At 72.6% G+C, this 15,884-nt stretch carries 15 protein-coding genes; 4 read left to right on the forward strand and 11 right to left on the reverse strand.

Annotated features, from left to right (window positions below; translation table 11 throughout):
* From ABZV94_RS34435 to ABZV94_RS34450, 4 genes are all read right to left on the reverse strand, one after another.
* On the reverse strand, window positions 1-383 hold a 383-nt coding region (locus tag ABZV94_RS34435; RefSeq protein ID WP_356347558.1), incomplete at its 3' end, for a thioesterase domain-containing protein.
* A gap of 167 nt (window positions 384-550) precedes the next feature.
* Complete coding sequence (locus ABZV94_RS34440; protein WP_356347561.1) at window positions 551-1,309, reverse strand: AfsR/SARP family transcriptional regulator; 759 nt, start codon at window positions 1,307-1,309, stop codon at window positions 551-553.
* A gap of 196 nt (window positions 1,310-1,505) precedes the next feature.
* Window positions 1,506-3,245, reverse strand: a complete 1,740-nt coding sequence (locus ABZV94_RS34445) for a fatty acyl-AMP ligase (protein ID WP_356347563.1) — start codon at window positions 3,243-3,245, stop codon at window positions 1,506-1,508.
* Window positions 3,246-3,338: 93 nt separating this feature from the next.
* Entirely contained in the window at window positions 3,339-4,250 is a 912-nt protein-coding gene (locus ABZV94_RS34450) for an NAD(P)-dependent oxidoreductase (RefSeq protein WP_356347564.1), read from the reverse strand.
* 275 nt (window positions 4,251-4,525) lie between these two features.
* On the opposite strand from ABZV94_RS34450, the gene ABZV94_RS34455 reads away from it, so the two are divergent.
* Entirely contained in the window at window positions 4,526-5,629 is a 1,104-nt protein-coding gene (locus ABZV94_RS34455) for a right-handed parallel beta-helix repeat-containing protein (protein WP_356347566.1), read from the forward strand.
* Window positions 5,630-5,713: 84 nt separating this feature from the next.
* On the opposite strand, the gene ABZV94_RS34460 is transcribed toward ABZV94_RS34455, so the two are convergent.
* The 5 genes from ABZV94_RS34460 to ABZV94_RS34480 all read right to left on the reverse strand — a co-directional run bounded on the left by ABZV94_RS34460 (window position 5,714) and on the right by ABZV94_RS34480 (window position 11,544).
* Entirely contained in the window at window positions 5,714-7,021 is a 1,308-nt protein-coding gene (locus ABZV94_RS34460; RefSeq protein WP_356347569.1) for a nucleotide disphospho-sugar-binding domain-containing protein, read from the reverse strand.
* 82 nt (window positions 7,022-7,103) lie between these two features.
* Window positions 7,104-8,027, reverse strand: coding sequence for an LLM class flavin-dependent oxidoreductase (locus tag ABZV94_RS34465; RefSeq protein WP_356347571.1), 924 nt, complete (start codon window positions 8,025-8,027; stop codon window positions 7,104-7,106).
* Between the two features lie 92 nt (window positions 8,028-8,119).
* On the reverse strand, window positions 8,120-9,346 hold the full coding sequence (locus ABZV94_RS34470) for a class I SAM-dependent methyltransferase (RefSeq protein ID WP_356347574.1): 1,227 nt from the start codon (window positions 9,344-9,346) through the stop codon (window positions 8,120-8,122).
* A 156-nt stretch (window positions 9,347-9,502) separates the two neighbouring features.
* Window positions 9,503-10,486: a dTDP-glucose 4,6-dehydratase gene (gene rfbB / locus ABZV94_RS34475; protein WP_356347576.1), complete on the reverse strand. Its 984-nt coding sequence runs from the start codon at window positions 10,484-10,486 to the stop codon at window positions 9,503-9,505.
* Window positions 10,483-11,544: a glucose-1-phosphate thymidylyltransferase gene (locus ABZV94_RS34480; RefSeq protein ID WP_356347578.1), complete on the reverse strand. Its 1,062-nt coding sequence runs from the start codon at window positions 11,542-11,544 to the stop codon at window positions 10,483-10,485. Before ABZV94_RS34480 ends, rfbB begins: the two co-directional genes overlap by 4 nt.
* A 204-nt stretch (window positions 11,545-11,748) precedes the next feature.
* On the opposite strand from ABZV94_RS34480, the gene ABZV94_RS34485 reads away from it, so the two are divergent.
* Window positions 11,749-12,843: an alkene reductase gene (locus tag ABZV94_RS34485; RefSeq protein WP_356347580.1), complete on the forward strand. Its 1,095-nt coding sequence runs from the start codon at window positions 11,749-11,751 to the stop codon at window positions 12,841-12,843.
* Window positions 12,844-12,873: 30 nt separating this feature from the next.
* Here the strand turns inward: ABZV94_RS34485 and ABZV94_RS34490 are convergent, their stop codons facing one another.
* Both ABZV94_RS34490 and ABZV94_RS34495 read right to left on the reverse strand, forming a co-directional pair.
* Entirely contained in the window at window positions 12,874-13,641 is a 768-nt protein-coding gene (locus ABZV94_RS34490; RefSeq protein ID WP_356347581.1) for an AfsR/SARP family transcriptional regulator, read from the reverse strand.
* Between the two features lie 81 nt (window positions 13,642-13,722).
* Window positions 13,723-14,520, reverse strand: a complete 798-nt coding sequence (locus ABZV94_RS34495) for a TylF/MycF family methyltransferase (RefSeq protein ID WP_356347584.1) — start codon at window positions 14,518-14,520, stop codon at window positions 13,723-13,725.
* A 182-nt stretch (window positions 14,521-14,702) separates the two neighbouring features.
* Here ABZV94_RS34495 and rfbC point away from each other — a divergent pair, with 182 nt between their 5' ends.
* Window positions 14,703-15,326 carry a dTDP-4-dehydrorhamnose 3,5-epimerase gene (gene rfbC / locus ABZV94_RS34500; RefSeq protein WP_356347588.1) on the forward strand — a complete coding sequence of 208 codons (624 nt, stop codon included), beginning with the start codon at window positions 14,703-14,705 and terminating at the stop codon, window positions 15,324-15,326.
* A 186-nt stretch (window positions 15,327-15,512) separates the two neighbouring features.
* Window positions 15,513-15,884, forward strand: a 372-nt coding sequence (locus ABZV94_RS34505; protein WP_356347586.1) for a hypothetical protein, incomplete at its 3' end; no start/stop codon positions are given.

A 15,884-nucleotide genomic window follows, 5' to 3' on the forward strand; every position in this document is an offset into this window, starting at 1 on the left:
GTCAGCGGCGGCGCCGGCACGACGTGCGGGGGCGGGCAGGCGCCGACCAGGAGGGCCAGCGGGGGGTGCCCCAGCCGGCTGCGGTGCTGCGCGAACGCGTGGGCCACCAGCGCGCCGATGCTGTGCCCGTAGAGCACGTACGGCCGGTCCGGCAGCGCCCCCAGGCTGCCGTCCAGGTCGTCGAGCAGGGCCTGGTGCCGGGTGACGCGCGGCTCGTGCCGCCGGGTCTCCCGGCCGGGCAGCCGTACGCCGACCGGCGCCCAGTGGGGGCCGAGGGCACGCGCCCACGAGGCGAAGGCGGACGCCCCGCCGCCCGCGTGGTGGAAGCACAGCACGCGCACCGGGGAAGCGGGCGGGAACGGAGCGAGGACAGTGGGAATCATGGCAGGCCCCCGACCGGGTGTCCGTTGATCCGAAGGCCCGGTCCGCCGGTGCGGGCGGTACGGGCCGGGCAGGTGGTCACACGGTCACCGTGGGGGCTGGACGGGGACTCGACGCCTGCTCGAGCCCGCCGGTCCGGCGCGGAGCCGGCCGCCGGCCGGCAGGGGGGTCAGCCGGTGAGCACGGCCTCCTCCAGCAGGCCGCCGCGGGCCAGGATGGTCGTGTCCGGGACGAGCATGGCCTGGTGCAGGTGCCGGATGTGCCGGGTCGGCTCCAGGCCCAGCTCGTCGAGCAGCGTGCGACGCAGCCGGTGGAAGGCCGCCAGGGCCTCCGCGGTGCGGCCCGCCCGGTGCAGCGCCAGCATCAGCTGGCCGTGCAGCCGCTCGTGCAGGGGGTAGGCCCCGGCCAGCGCCGTCAGCTCACCGAGGAGCGCCCGGTGGCCGCCCATCCGCAACTCGGCGGAGATCCGCAGCTCCTGGGCGCTGAGACGGTCCGCCTCCAGGCGCGCCGACTCTATCTCCAGGGTGCGGCCGTGCCGGGCGTCGGCCACGACGGGACCGCGCCACAGGCCGAGTGCCTGGCTCAGCAGCCGGGACGCGGCGGCGCAGTCGCCCGCCCGGAACGCCCGCTGACCGCGGGCGAGCAAGTCGTCGAACCGGCCGACGTCCGTGTTCTCCCGGGAGACCGTCAGCAGATAGCCGCCCCGGGAGGTCACGAGCACCTCCTTGGCCGGGGGGCCGTCGGGGGAGAGGACCTCCGACAGCCCGCGGCGCAGCTGAAGCACATAGGTCTGGAGTGTCGTCAGCACGCTGCGCGGAGGGGCGGCGCCCCACAACTCCTCGATCAGGACTTCCGTCTGCACGACGCGCCGCGGGTGCAGGGACAGCAGGGCGAGGACCTGGCGCGGCTTGCTGGCGCTGGGCAACATGGATCGTCCGTCAACGGTGGCCGACATCGGACCGAGCAAACCGATCTCCATGTCCACGATGGGCGTCTCCCTAGGCGACTTGTGCTTGCTGGGGCGAAGCGACGCGCACAGTCTCGCAGCGGGTGGACGTGCCGGACAGTGAGATATTCACAAGTTCGACCGGTGGAGCGAGGTCATTTCGAGGCGTCCGCGCAGCTCACGGGCAGGACACCCGCAGCAGCTCACGGACCTCGGCCGTCAGGTCCGCGTGCAGGGGATCGAGGGATCCGCTCAGGAACAGCTGCCGCATGCGGGAGCGCCGGACCTTGCCGCTGGTGGTCCGGCGGATGGTGCCCGGCCGCACCAGGACGATGCTCGGCGAGGGCACGGCGAAGTCGCTGGCGAGCCGGCCCTGGAGGGTCTCGCCGAGCCGCCCGAGATCCGGGTCGGTGGTGTGTCCCGCGGCCACTTCCTGGATCACGACGATGTGCTCGTGCTCCGACTCGACGCTGAACACCGTGGCGGCACCGCACAGCGGGCTCGCGCTCTGCACCGACTGTTCCAGGTCGTGCGGGTGCAGGTGCCGGCCCTGGGCGATCAGGATGTCCTTCAGGCGTCCGGTGACGAACAGTTCTCCGCCGTCCAGCACCCCCAGGTCGCCGGTGCGCAGGAATCCGCCGGCGCCGTCGCCGGTGCGGGCGTCGAAGGCGGCCCGGGTGTCCGCCGGCCGCCCCCAGTAGCCGGCCGCCACACCGTCACCGCGGACCCATATCTCGCCGACCTCACCGTCCGGCAGTACGGCTCGGCTCTCCGGCGCCACGATCCGCACCTCGCTGTCGGCCGGGCGCCCGCAGCCGACCAGGGTGCGCTGCCGTCCCCCCGGCACCGCGGGCCGCAGCCGTCCCTCCTCCAACGCCCCGGCGTCCACCGCGCGTTGCCGGGGCCGGGGCGCCGGGGCGCCGGCGCTGACGAGCAGGGTCGCCTCCGCGAGTCCGTAGGCGGGGCGCAGGGCGCCGGGACGCAGGCCCGCCGGGGCGAACCGCTCGGTGAAGGCGCGCAGCGTCTCGGCCCGGACGGGTTCGGCACCCACGACGGCGGTCTCCAGACCGGACAGGTCCAGTTCGGCGATCCGCTCCCGCGGCACCCGGCGCACACACAGGTCGTAGGCGAAGCCCGGCGCGGCCGTGGCGGTCACCCCGTACTCGCCGATCATGCGCAGCCAGCTCAGCGGTTCGTGGGCGAAGGCCCAGGGCGCCATCACGACGCCGCGCGCACCCAGCCACAGCGGGTGCAGCAGCTGCCCGATGAGCCCCATGTCGTGGTGGAGCGGCAGCCAGCCGCCGATCACACTGCGGCCGTCGGTGCCGAAGGCGCGGCTGATCGCCTCCTGGTTGGCCAGCAGGTTCCGGTGCGAGACCATCACCCCCTTCGGCTCGCCCGAGCTGCCGGAGGTGTACTGGATCAGCGCCGCCTCGGTGCTCTGGGCGCCGGGCCGCCGCCAGTCGCCGGGGTCCGCCGGTGCGGCGCCGTCCACCGCCAGACACGGGACCTGCCGGCCCGCCCAGGCCAGTTCCCGCGACAGCTCCGAGGCACCGGAGCGGTCGGACAGCACGGCGTCGACGCGGGCGTCCTTGAGGATGCGCCGCAGCCGCTCCGCGTGGTGCCGCCCGCCGCCCGGCGACACCGGGATCGCCGTCGCCCCGGCGTACCAGCAGGCGAGCAGGGACTCGGCGACGTGCCGGGCGCGGCTCTGCGCGATCAGGACACGCGTGGGGCGGTGCGGCAGCCGCTGCAGCGTGGCCGCGAGTGAGCGGGCGGCGCGGTCCAGCGTCCCGTAGGTGACCGGCTCGGGCTCCGCCGTACCGCCGTCCGCCGGCAGCATGAGGTAGGCGTTCCGGTCACCGAGGGACTGCGCACGATCCCACATGAGTTCCGCGAAGCTCCGGTGGTCGGCCAATGGAGACCCCTTCCGATCGTGTCGGGAGACGACCGGAGTCTCGGCCCGTGCGCTCGCACGCCTCTTGAACCCCGCTCGGGCAGGGGTCGCCGGTCACTCGCCGGGGCCTCGAGGACCGGCGGACCCGGCGGCGCGCGGCGGGGCCGGCCAGTACTCGCGCAGGTACTCGGCGAGTGCCTCCTGCCACGGGCGCTGGTGGGCGCGGGCCCGGCCCGGGAGCGCCCCGGTCAGCGGGGTGCGGGCCGGGCGGGTCGCCGCCACGTGGCTCTGCTCCCGCTGGGGCGTCACGGGGACGTTCCGGCCCGCCAGCCGGACCGCCGTCGCCGCCACCTCGTACCAGGAGGCGGCGCCCTGGCCGACCGCGTGATGGACGCCCGAGGCGGCGCCGTCGAGCAGCAGGGCGAACGTCATGCGGGCCAGGTCGACGGTGTAGGTGGGGGACATCACCACCGAGTCGACGACCTGGACCGGCTCGCCGGAGTCGGCCTTGCGCAGGATGCGGTCCACGAAGCAGGGGCGGACGCCGGTACCGGGCGGCGGCGGCCCGAACAGGCCCGCGGTGCGCAGCACGAGGTGACGCGACGCGCCCAGGCAGGTCTCCAGCTCCCCCGCCCGCTTCGTGATCCCGTAGGTGAGCGTCGGGCGGGTGGGGGAGTCGGGCGCGTAGCCGTCCCGGCTCGTCCCGTCGAAGACGAAGTCGGTGCTGATGTACACCGAGACCGCGCCGAGCCGTTCGCAGGCCCGGCTCACCCAGCGGGCGCCGAGCGCGTGGATCTCGTAGGCGGTGCGCGGATGGGTCTCGCACAGATCCGCCGGGAGCAGCGCGGCGGCGTTCACCACGCCGTCCGGTGCGGTGGCGCCGAGGTATCTCTCCACGGAGAGCGGATCGGTCACGTCCAGTTCACTCCGCCCGGGGAACAGGGCCTCCACGTCCGGAAGTTCGCCCGCGACCCGGCGGAACGCGGTGCCGAGCAGTCCGCCGGCGCCGATCACCACGACTCGCACACGCTCACCCCTTCTGCTGGTCGGTCCGGGCCGCTGTCGCCCGGAGCGGCACCGAGCCAAACGCCTCGCGCTAGAGCCGGGGTGGAACCGGGTTGGAGCCCGGCACGCGTCGCCCGCCCGCGAACCGGCGTACGCCTTTGTGCTGATGTTGTCGGGCGCCCGGCGCCGTATCGTCGGTGGCCGACCGCCACCCGTGGTGGCTGGATCCCGTCGGCGCCCCTCCCGCTGCGGAGGCGAGAGCGCCCCTCGACGTCGTCTTGTGACGAGGAGCATCCATGAAAAAGACGTTCTTGTCCGTGGCCACGGTCATGGTGGTCGGTGCGGGGGCGGTGGCGACCGCGGGCACGGCGCACGCGGCGACCGTACGGACCGTCAGCCCCGGCCAGAGCATCCAGGCTGCCGTGGACGCCGCCCAGCCGGGCGACACCGTCCAGCTGACCGCCGGCACGTACCAGGAGAGCGTGCAGGTCGAGAAGGACAACATCACGATCAAGGGCGCCGGATCGGGGCCCAACGGAACGGTGATCAAGCCGCCGGCCGCCTTCCCCGCCAACCACTGCGGTCAGCACCAGGCCGCCATCTGCTTCCGCGGCACCGTGGACGGCACCGACGGCCCCAGCTCGCACGCCACGAGCTTCGTCCACGGCGGCCGGGTGACCGGCGTACGCATCGACGGCTTCAAGGTCGGCATATCCCTCTCCGCCACCGACGGCACCCAGGCCGACGGCAACACCGTCGTCAACAGCGGGTCGTACGGCGTGACCGACACCGTCTCCAAGAACAGCGTCATCAGCAAGAACGCGATCAGCGACGTGGCCCGGGCCGGCGTCTACATCGGCAACTACAACATCCCCGGCTCGAACACCGTCGTCACCGACAACGCCGTGACCCGCTCCGCCTACGGCATCTCCTCGTACGACAGCTCCGGTGTCGAGGTGAACCACAACACCGTGACCGGCAGCTGCTCGGGCTTCTTCTCGTTCTCCGACAGCCAGCGCGTGCCCGGCGGCGAACTCCTTCACGTCGCGGACAACGCGTTCACCGCCAACAACGCCGACTGCCCCGGCAAGTACGGCTTCCCCGAGTCCGTGCAGGGAGCCGGCGTCATCCTGGTCGGCACCACCCGGGCCACCGTCGAGCGCAACGCCGTCACGGACAACACCGGCCCCGACCGGCTCTCCGGCGGCATCGTGATCGTCAGCAGCCGCGTCTACGACCCGGCGGACCCCACCACGCAGGGCGACATCGCCATCACCTCGAACGCGCTGCGCCGCAACGGACCGGACGACATCGTCTGGGACGGCGTCGGCACCGGCATCACCTTCTCGCAGAACGCCTGCGGCACCTCGTCGCCCGCCGGACTGTGCTCCGTCTCCTGACGGTCCCCTCCCGCACGGTCCGACCCGGCGAAGGCCGGCCCCGTCACCACGCGGGGCCGGCCTTCGCCGTTCACCGGGCCGCCGTCACACCCCGCCCGCCGGCGTGCGTCCGGCGGCAGCCGCCTCGACGATGGCCGCCGCCGCCCGGCCGGTACCGGCCAGGGACGCCAGCGCCCGCTGCACGGACCGGGCCCGCGCCCGGTAGGAGGGATCGCGCAGGACGGTGTCCACCGCCTGCCGCAGCCGGTCCACCGAAGGGGTGTCGGTCCTCAGCGAGACGCCCACCCCCGCCCACACGACCCGGGCGTTGGTCTCCATCCGGTCCTCGCTCGTCCCGGACACCACCAGCGGCACCCCGTGCGACAGGGCGTGCTGGACCCCGCCGTACCCACCGTTGGTGACGAGCACGTCGGTCAGCGGCAGCATGGCGCCGTACGGCACGAAGGGCGCGAGCAGCACATGCTGGGGGCGGCGCTCGGCCGGCAGCACCGTCTCCGGGTCCTGACCGCTGGTCGTGGCCACCACCAGCACGTCCTGGCCGGCCAGCGCCTCGATGGTGGGCAGCACCAGGCGGGACAGACCGGTCGCGATGGTCCCCTGGGTCACGAAGACCACCGGACGGCCCGCCGCACGCGCCCGCAGGACCTCCGGCCACCACTGCGGCCGGGGCGCGGCGCCGTCCTCCTCCGGCTGCGTCGGGCCGATGAACTCCACCGACGGCGGCAGGTCGCTGCGCGGGTACTCGAACTCCGGCACCCCCGTCTGCAGATACCGGTCGCAGGTCCGCGCGACCCAGTCGATGCTGTACCCGCCGAGGGCCGGCAGCCCCATCTCCGCGCGGATGCGCCCCAGGACCCGCTGGCGCTCCCGGTAGACGACGCCGTACATCAGCCGGCTCATGACCCGGTTGCGCAGCCGCCCCGGCAGCGACGACGACGGCTGCCAGCCGAGGCCGAAGGGAGCGGTGTCCCTGCTCGACAGGTTCAGCGGACCGGCGGAGAACGCCACTCGCGGGATGCCCCGCTGCTCCGCCACGAGCAGGCCGGCGCGGAAACTGTGGTCCGAGACGACCACGTCGGGGCGGAACGTGTCGAAGACGTCCGCCAGTTCCCGCGCGTACGCGGGGATGGGTTTCAGGAACAGTTCGAGCACCAGCCTGTTGAGCCCCGAGAAGCCGCGGCCCTTGCCGCCGGTGCGGGCGAGTGCGCCGCCGAAGTCGGCGCCGGCCCGGGCCGCCAGAAAGCGGGCCCCGGTGCGGGTGACGACGTCCTCGAACTCCGGCCCGGTGTACCAGGCCACGTCGTGGCCTCCGTCCACCAGTTCCTTCACCAGGGGCACGGTCGGCCGGACGTGGGCGGCCATCGCTGCGGTCGTGAACAGTACGCGTGTCATGGTTGCCTGGCCCTTCACACGGTCCATCACGGAAAAGGGCCCGGCCTGCTGAGCAGACCGGGCCCCGGACGAAGTGGTGCCACTACGCGGGCAGTTCCGCCCGCACCGGCTTGATGACCTCCTCCGTCAGCCAGCGGGCCACGCCCTGCGGGTAGCCGCGCGGCAGGCTGAGGACGATGTGGTCGAGACCGGCGCGGACCAGTTCCAGCACGGTCCGGCGGGACGCCGCGATGTCGTCGTAGGAGATGACGACCTGCACCGACCTGCTGATCTCGGACGGATCCCGGCCGATGGCCGCGCAGTGCTCGTCGAGCACCCGGGCCCGGTCGGTGATGTAGTCGAGCTGGTTGTGCGGCGGTCCGGGGATGTTCCAGATGTCGGCGTGCTCCGCCACCAGCCGCAGCGTCCGGTTGCCCCAGCCGCCGATGAGCAGGGGCGGGCCCGACGGCTGGACGGGCTTGGGCTCGTTGCGGTTGCCCTTCAGCGTGTAGTAGCGGCCCTCGAAGTCGAACTCCTTCTCGGTCCACATGCGCTTGAGGATGGTGACCGTCTCCTCCAGGCGCGCGATGCCCTCGGCGGGCGGCACCAGGGTGAGGCCGTACGCCTCGTACTCGGCGATCGCCGGGTTGTCACCGGCGATGCCGCCGGCGCCCGCGGGCTGGTGCGTGCCGCCCACCCCGAGGCCCATGACCAGCCGGCCCCGGGACACCACGTCGACCGTGGTCGCGATCTTCCCGAGGACGGCAGGCTGGCGGATGCGGTTGCTGGTGACCAGAAGTCCGAGCCGCAGGCGCCGCGTCTGCGCGGCCAGCGCGGCCAGGAGCGTCCAGCCCTCGTAGATCTTCCCGTCCTTCGGTCCGGCCAGGGGCAGCATGTGGTCCCACAGCCAGGCGTGTTCGATCTCGGGGATCTCGTCGGCCTCCAGCCACACCCGGAGGATGTCGTCGTAATCGACGTGCATGGGCGTGGTCTTGAGACCGAAGGTGACTCGTCTGGGCTCACTCATGTGAACGTGCGTCTTTCATGTGAGGGAAGCGGTGCGGTGGTTGCCGTGCGGTTGAAGACCACAACTACCGCATTTCCTGGTGGCCCGGCCGATCACTTCCGGCCAGGGTGAATCCATTGGTCCGCGCGTTGCTGGACCCAAGCGGGAATGCCCCGCTCGTGGGCGATCCCCTTCCTGAGGACTGCCAGATTGTGGTAGATCGAGATGTCGGACGGGTGGTTGCCGGCCGGTTCCTCGTCCGGTGCGAGTTCGCAGCGGTGCAGGTCGTCGATGAGGTCCTTGAGCAAGCCGGTCGTGGTCGCCGGGGACCCGGGGGGCAGTTCGCCGCCGAACTCGGGCCAGTACGCGGTGTGCAGATCCTCGATGACGTAGAAGCCGCCGGGCCGCACATAGGGGAACAGCGTCTCGTAGCTGGTGCGCACGTGCTCGTTCACATGGCTGCCGTCGTCCACGACGATGTCGAACGGGCCCGCCGTCTCGCCGAGTTCGCGCAGGAAGGCCGGGTCGTTCTGGTCGCCGCGCACGGTGCGGATGCGCGGGCCGGTGACACCGGGCTTGGCGAAGATGTCCAGCCCGTAGACCAGGCCGCGGGGGAAGAACCGCTGCCACATGTACAGGGACTCGCCGCCCAGCGACTCCGAGTCGTAGCCGCCGATGCCGATCTCCAGGATCCGGACCGGCTCGTGGCGCAGCGGACCGAAGTGGCGCTCGTAGTGGGGCGTGTAGAAGTGCAGGGCGCCCCACTTGTCCGAGCCGTAGCGCGCCGCCAGTTCGTCGAGGCTCACCGGCGGGTTGGACGTTGCCGAGATCACCGCCTGCACGGCCCGGAACAGGATCGTCATCCGTGCCATGCCCAGTGCCGCGCGCTGCTCCTGGGAGAGCGCGGCACGCTGGATCACCTTGTCCGGCCAGAGCGGGCTGAACTCGTTGTTCTGCCCCGTCCAGGGCCAGGTGACCACGTGCACGTCGCGGGTCTCCGACCGGACACCGGCCCGGGTCGGGTACAGCAGGCGGACCAGGTCGGTCAGTTCGTACCGGATGTCGGCCAGCACACCCTCGGAGCTGCCCGGCTCCACGGACATCCGGCCCTCCTTGAAGGAGACCAGATGACGGAAGAGCTCGCCGCGGAACTCCATGGTCAGATTGAGGTGCACATCGGTGACGTCGTCGGGTGCCGCGGTGCGGATCCGTATCTCGGACGCCATCAGCTCCGCGACCCGGTCGGGTCCCGCCTCGACGATCGCCTGCTGAAGTTGGTCGTGACGGCCGCCGGCCGCGACGACCAGCTGGTCCACCGTGCCCCATGGCGTGATGTCCACCACCGTGAATCCCTCGCTTCCCTGCCGGGTGAGAACGGATGTGACGTGCTGTGGAGGGGTGCCGCGCACCCTGCGCGCACAGGGACCGGTGAACCGGTCACCCGGCCCAGACTGGCAACCCCACCTCGAATGACGCTTGAGCCGGACCGGTGCGGCTCAGTCGAGCGCGGCCCGCACCGGCACCCGGTGCGGCCACCGCTCGGTGTGCCGCCGGTACCAGGCGACGGTGTCCGCCAGTCCGCGCTCGAACGGCACGCGCGGGGCGTAGCCCAACTCCCGCCGGATCTTGCCGTCGTCCAGCGCGTACCGCCGGTCGTGGCCCTTGCGGTCGGCCACCCGGCGGATCAGTGAGGCGTCGGCGCCGCACAGCCGGGCGAGCAGCTCGGCCAGCTCCCGGTTGGTGCGGGCGTTGCCGCTGCCGATGTTGTAGATCTCGCCGGCCCGCCCGCCGTCCAGGACCAGCTGGACGGCCCGGCAGTGGTCGTCCACGTGCAGCCACTCCCGCACGTGGGAGCCGTCCCCGTACAGCGGCACCGTCAGCCCCGCGAGCAACCGCGTGGTGAACAGCGGGATCATCTTCTCCACGTGCTGGTACGGGCCGTAGTTGTTGGAACAGCGCGTGATGCGGACATCGAGCCCGTGCGTGCGCCAGTAGGAGCGGGCGGCCAGGTCCGAGCCCGCCTTGGAGGCCGAGTACGGCGAGTTGGGCGCGAGCGGCCGGTCCTCCGTCCAGGACCCCTGGTCGATGGAGCCGTAGACCTCGTCCGTGGAGACGTGCACCACGCGGCCCACCCCGGACACCAGGGCCGCCTCCAGCACGGTCTGGGTGCCCACGACATTGCTGCGGAAGAAGGCCGCCGCGTCTCCCAGCGACCGGTCCACGTGCGACTCCGCGGCGAAGTGCACCACCGCGTCGTGCCCCGGGAGCAGCGACAGCAGCAGCGGCAGATCGCACACATTGCCCCGGACGAACCGCAGCCGGGGGTGCGCGGCGGGCAGGTTGGCGCGGTCGCCGGCGTAGGTCAGCGCGTCCAGGACCGTGACCCCGGCCGACTCGTACCCCGGGTAGCCGCCGTCCAGCATCGTGCGGACGTAGTGCGAGCCGATGAAGCCGGCACCGCCGGTCACCAGCACCCTCATGCCGCCACCACCACGGTGGAGTGGTCGCCCACGATCAGCCGCTGCTGGGAGCCGGGACCACAGCTGACGGTGGCGTCCCGGCCGATGACCGACCCGTGCACCCCGGTGACACCCGTGACCCGGGCCCCGTCCAGGGTGATCGAGTAACCGAGTCCGGCGTCCTGGATGACGCAGTCCCGGCCGATGGACGTGTGCGGTCCGATCCGGCTGTCACAGACGGTGCTGCGCGCGCCGATGATCGCGGGTCCCTCGATGCGCGAGCGGTACACGCGCGCGCCGGCCTCCACGACCACCTGTCCGACCAGGCTGCTGTCCGCGTCGACCTCACCGGTGATCTCGCGGGCGAGGCCGTCGAGCACCTCCCGGTTGCACACCAGCACGTCCTCCAGCCGTCCGGTGTCGCTCCAGTGCCCCGAGTACTCGGTGGCGCGCACGTCGTGCCCGCGGTCGACCAGCCACTGGATGGCGTGGGTGATCTCCAGCTCCCCCCGCGCGCTGGGAGTGATCGCGGCGACCGCCTCGTGCACGGCGGGCGTGAAGAAGTACACGCCGACCACCGCCAGATCGGAACGGGGCACCGCGGGCTTCTCCACCAGGCGCGTCACCGTGCCGTCCGGTTCGGTCTCGGCGACGCCGAACTGGCGCGGGTCGGCGACCTTGCGCAGGACGAGCTGGCAGTCCGGACGGCGCACCCGGAACTCCTCGGCGATCGCGGTCACCGGCTGGCTCAGCATGTTGTCGCCGAGGAACATGACGAAGTCGTCGTCCCCCAGGAAGTCCCGCGCCACGGAGACACAGTGGGCCAGCCCGAGCGGCTGTTCCTGCGGGATGTACGTGATCCGCGCCCCGGACCGGGCGACACCGCCCAGCGCGTCCGCGATCTCCCGGCCGTGCCGGCCGACCACGATGCCGATCTCCGTGACACCCAGCTCGGCCACGCGGGTCAGGACGTGTTCGAGCACCGGCCGGTTGGCGATGGGCATGAGCTGCTTGGGCATGGAGTGGCTGAACGGCCTGAGGCGGGTGCCCGAACCGCCCGACAGGATCAAGGCCTTCATGCGTTCTCTCCTCACTGCTGGGGCCCACGGCGTGGACGCGCAGAGCATGCGGCCCGCCGGTCGTGAATCCCTTGAGCACCGTCTCTCGGGCGGCCCTTGACCGGGGTGCGAGGCACGGCGCCGACGCTGGTCCCGGCCGCGCGGCACGCGGCGCGACGGCGCGCACCCGCCCGTCCCGCCACCGACAACGACCAGGAGTCAGCCATGGCAGATCTGTTCGACGAAGTGAAACTCGGCGCCCTCACCCTGCCGAACCGCGTGGTGATGGCACCGCTGACGCGCAACAGGGCCGACCGCCGGGGCGTACCCTCCCCGCTGGCGGCGACGTACTACGCGCAGCGCGCGTCGGCCGGACTGATCATCAGCGAGGGGATCCAGCCGAGCACCGCCGGGCAGGGATTCTTCGCCACTCCCGGACTGCACACCGGGGAACAGATCACCGCGTGGCGCCGGGTCACCGACGCGGTGCACGCGGCGGGCGGCCGGATCTACGCCCAGCTCATGCACGCCGGACGCATCAGCCACCCCGATCTGCTGCGGGACCGGCCGGCCGCACCCGAGGACGGTATCCCGCTCGCGCCGTCGGCGGTACGGCCCGCCGGCGCGGCCAAGACCTACGACGGGCCGCGGGAGTTCGTCACCCCGCGTGCGATGACGAGCGCGGACCTGGCCGTGACCGTACGGGACTTCGCCGACGCGGCCCGCAACGCGGTGACGGCCGGGTTCGACGGGGTCGAACTGCACGGCGGCAGCGGCATGCTGCTGCACCAGTTCCTCGCACCCAACAGCAATGTGCGCACCGATGCCCACGGCGGCTCGGTCGCGGGCCGGATCCGCTTCGTCGTGGAGGTGACCGAGGCGGTCGCCGACGCGATCGGCGCCGACCGCGTGGGCCTGCGCGTCTCCCCGCACAACACCTTCAACGACATCGCCGAGCCCGACGCCGACGTGCTGTACCCCGCCCTGGTCGACGCCGTCGCGGCGGTCGGCATCGCCTTCCTGCACGTGTACGAGACCCTCGACCGGGCCGGCAGCCGGCGGCTGCGCGACCGCTGGCCCGCCGCGTTCATCCTCAACCCGCACGCCGCGGACCGCAGGACGCCGGTGTCCGCGGAGGCCGCGCGGGCCGTGCTCCGGCAGGACGCCGGCGACCTGGTCTCCTTCGGCAGGCTGTTCGTCTCCAACCCCGACCTGCCGCGGCGTCTGCGCGAGGGGCTCCCGCTGACGGACCCCGACCCCGCCACCTTCTACGGCGGAGACGCCCGCGGCTACGTCGACTATCCCGCGTACGACGGCTGACCGACGGGCCCCGCCCGGACGGGCCGCGCCTCACGGGGTCAGGGCGTCCTCCTTCAGGATGTCCTGGTGGATCCGCTGGAGATCTCCGGACGGCTCGATCCCCAACTGCTCGTTCAGCAGCCGCCGTGCCTGCTGGAAGGCGGCCAGCGCCTCGGCACGGCGCCCCGAGCGTTGCAGGGCGATCATGAGCTGGGCGTGCAGCCACTCGTGATAGGGGTTGGCCATGACCAGCGACTTCAGCTCCGCCACCAGCTCCCGGTGGCGGCCCAGCCGCATGTCCGCCGCCAGGCTCAGCTCCTGCGCCAGGTTGCGCTTCTCCTCCAGCCGCGCGGCGTAGCGGCGCAGCACGGGCCCCTGGGTGACGTCGGCCAGCACGGGGCCCGTCCACATCGATCTGGCCCGGGACAGCAGGCGCGCGGCCTCGGCGACCCGGCCGTCGTCCAGCAGCGCCCGCGCCCGGTCCACACAACTCTCGAACTCCCAGCTGTCGAGCTGTCCCGGACCGACCGACAGCTCGTACCCGGGAGGCACGGTACGGACGGTCCGGTCGTCGTGCGCCGCCCTGCGGGCGGGATGCAGCAGCCTGCGGATCTGGTAGATGTACGTCTGCGTCGTCGTGACCGCGCTGCGCGGGGGACGGTCCCCCCACAGTTCCTCGATGATGGAGTCCTGCCGGACCACCTGGTTGGCGCGCAGCAGCAACAGCGCCAGGACCTGACGCACCTTTGCCGCGCTGGGTGTGCGTGGCTCGCCGTCGACGGCGACGGAGAACGGTCCGAGCACTCGGTACTGCGTCATGGCGCGACGTCCCTTCCGAAAGCGGTTGCAGGCGTCAGAGTGGTTGCGGGCGGCAGATCGGCTTCGGGCGCCGGAGGGGGCTCAGGCGCCGGCAGCGGGCGCCGACCGCCGCCAGTACGCCCCGAACCTGTCGATGCGCTGGATCTCCTCCGTGATGCCGTGGGCGGCCCGGTAGTCGTGGATCGCGGCGGCACAGGTGGGCAGCCCGAAGTCGTCGACGATGACGAAGCCGCCGGGGGAGAGCTTCGGGTACAGGTGGGTCAGGGCGTCCATCGTGGAGTCGTACAGATCGCCGTCCAGCCGCAGCACCGCCAGCCGCTCGACCGGTGCCGCCGGCAAGGTGTCGCGGAACCAGCCGGGCAGGAAGCGCACCTGGTCGTCCAGCAGACCGTAGCCGCGGAAGTTCTCCTGCACCTCCTTCAGCGACACTCCCAGCACCTCGTTGTACTTGTGCAACTGCATCTGGAAGTCCCGGCCGCCGCTGTTCTCGTCGGCGACCGGCATGCCCTCGAAGGAGTCGGCCGCCCACACGACGCGGTCCGTGACGCCGTACGCCTTGAGGACGGCACGCAGCAGGATGCAGGCACCGCCGCGCCAGACGCCCGTCTCGATGAAGTCGCCGGGCACACCGTCGGCCAGGACCCGCTCGGCGCACTCCTGGAGGTTGTCCAGACGCTTGACGCCGATCATGGTGTGGGCGTTGGTCGGCCAGTCCTCGCCGCCCTCCCGCCGCTCGGCCACGAAGACCCCGCGGGGCGGGGCGGACTCGCCGGGCAGGGAGGGCGTGGCCTCGTCCGGCGGGTCGTTGTAGAGGACGCCCGACAGGGCCTTCTTCATCAGGTCCAGGTACAGCGTCCGTACCGATGCCGCGGTGCTCATGAGGATCCTTCCGTCGCCGGTGCCGGGAATGCCTGTCGCCGGAACGCTAGGAAGTGCCGCTAGAAGAGCCCTACAAGAGCACTAAGGCGCCGGTCGAGGCGGTGTCGACCGGCGGGTGGGACGCTGCCCGCCAGGCGTACGTGCCCGGACGCGCCGGGCACGGCGGGGCGGAGGTGATTCCCGTGCGGGAGCTGGCGATCGAAGGCGCGTGGCTGTACACGCCGCGCATCCACCACGATCGGCGCGGCAGTGTGCTGGAGTGGTTCAGCGGCCGGGAGTTCGCGAGGGACGTCGGGCATCCGTTCCCGGTGGCCCAGGCCAACTGCCCGGTGACGCGGCGCGGCGCGGTACGCGGGATCCACTACGCGGACGTTCCCCCCGGCCAGGCCAAGTACCTCACCTGTGTGAGCGGGGCCGTGCTGGACGTGATCGTGGACGTCCGGGTCGGTTCGCCGACCTACGCCCGGTGGGTGGCCGTCCGCCTGGACGACCGCGCACGGCAGGCCGTGTACCTGGCCGAAGGCCTCGGCCATGCCTTCATGGCGCTGACCGAAGAGGCCACGGCCGTCTACCTGTGCTCCACGCCCTACACACCGGAGCGGGAGCACGGCATCCACCCGCTCGACCCGGCGATCGGGATCGAGTGGCCCGAGGACGTGACTCCGCTGCTGTCGGAGCGGGACGCCGCCGCGCCGTCGCTGGCCGAGGCCGAACGGCTGGGCCGGCTGCCGACCTACGCGGCCTGCCGGTCGTACGCCGAGCGCCTGCGCGGCGCGCACGCGACCGGGGAACCCGCCGCCCGCTGATGCCGGGCGGCACGCCCGGCACCCTCGTCCACCTGTGCTCCAGCCTTGCTAGAACACGGCTCGAGCGGCGGTCGGAACGGGCGGCGGGCCGGTGTCCGGGGGGCACGCAGCGTGTCAGGATCGGCGCGGAGGCGGGACGGGGGAGGAGCCGCGTCCCCTCAAGTGCCGTGTCATCCGGGGGAGTTCATGCGAAGCGGTGTCCACGATCCGGCGGAACGCGGGTACCGGACGAACGGTCTGCGCCCCACCGGCGAGCACTTCGAGTTCTGGCAGCTGTGGGACGCGCCCGGAGCGGAGCGGGTGCACACGGCGCTGCGTGCCCAGCTCGGCGAGATGCTGCGCCAGGCCGAGCAGGCCGCACGCCGCCGTACGGCCGCCGGCGACATCCCGGCGGGTCTGCGCGCGCGGGTCAACGCCGGCCTGTCCAGGCTCTGCCTGGGCGACGGACCGGGCGCCGCGGCCGTGCTCACGGCGGCTCTGTCCGCCGCCCGGGAGCAGGCCGCCCGGTGGGAGGAGGGGTACGCCTGCTACGCCCTGGGCGCCGTGCACCGGGCCGCC

This window comes from Streptomyces sp. NPDC004658 (genome assembly GCF_040609555.1).
Lineage (GTDB): Bacteria > Actinomycetota > Actinomycetes > Streptomycetales > Streptomycetaceae > Streptomyces.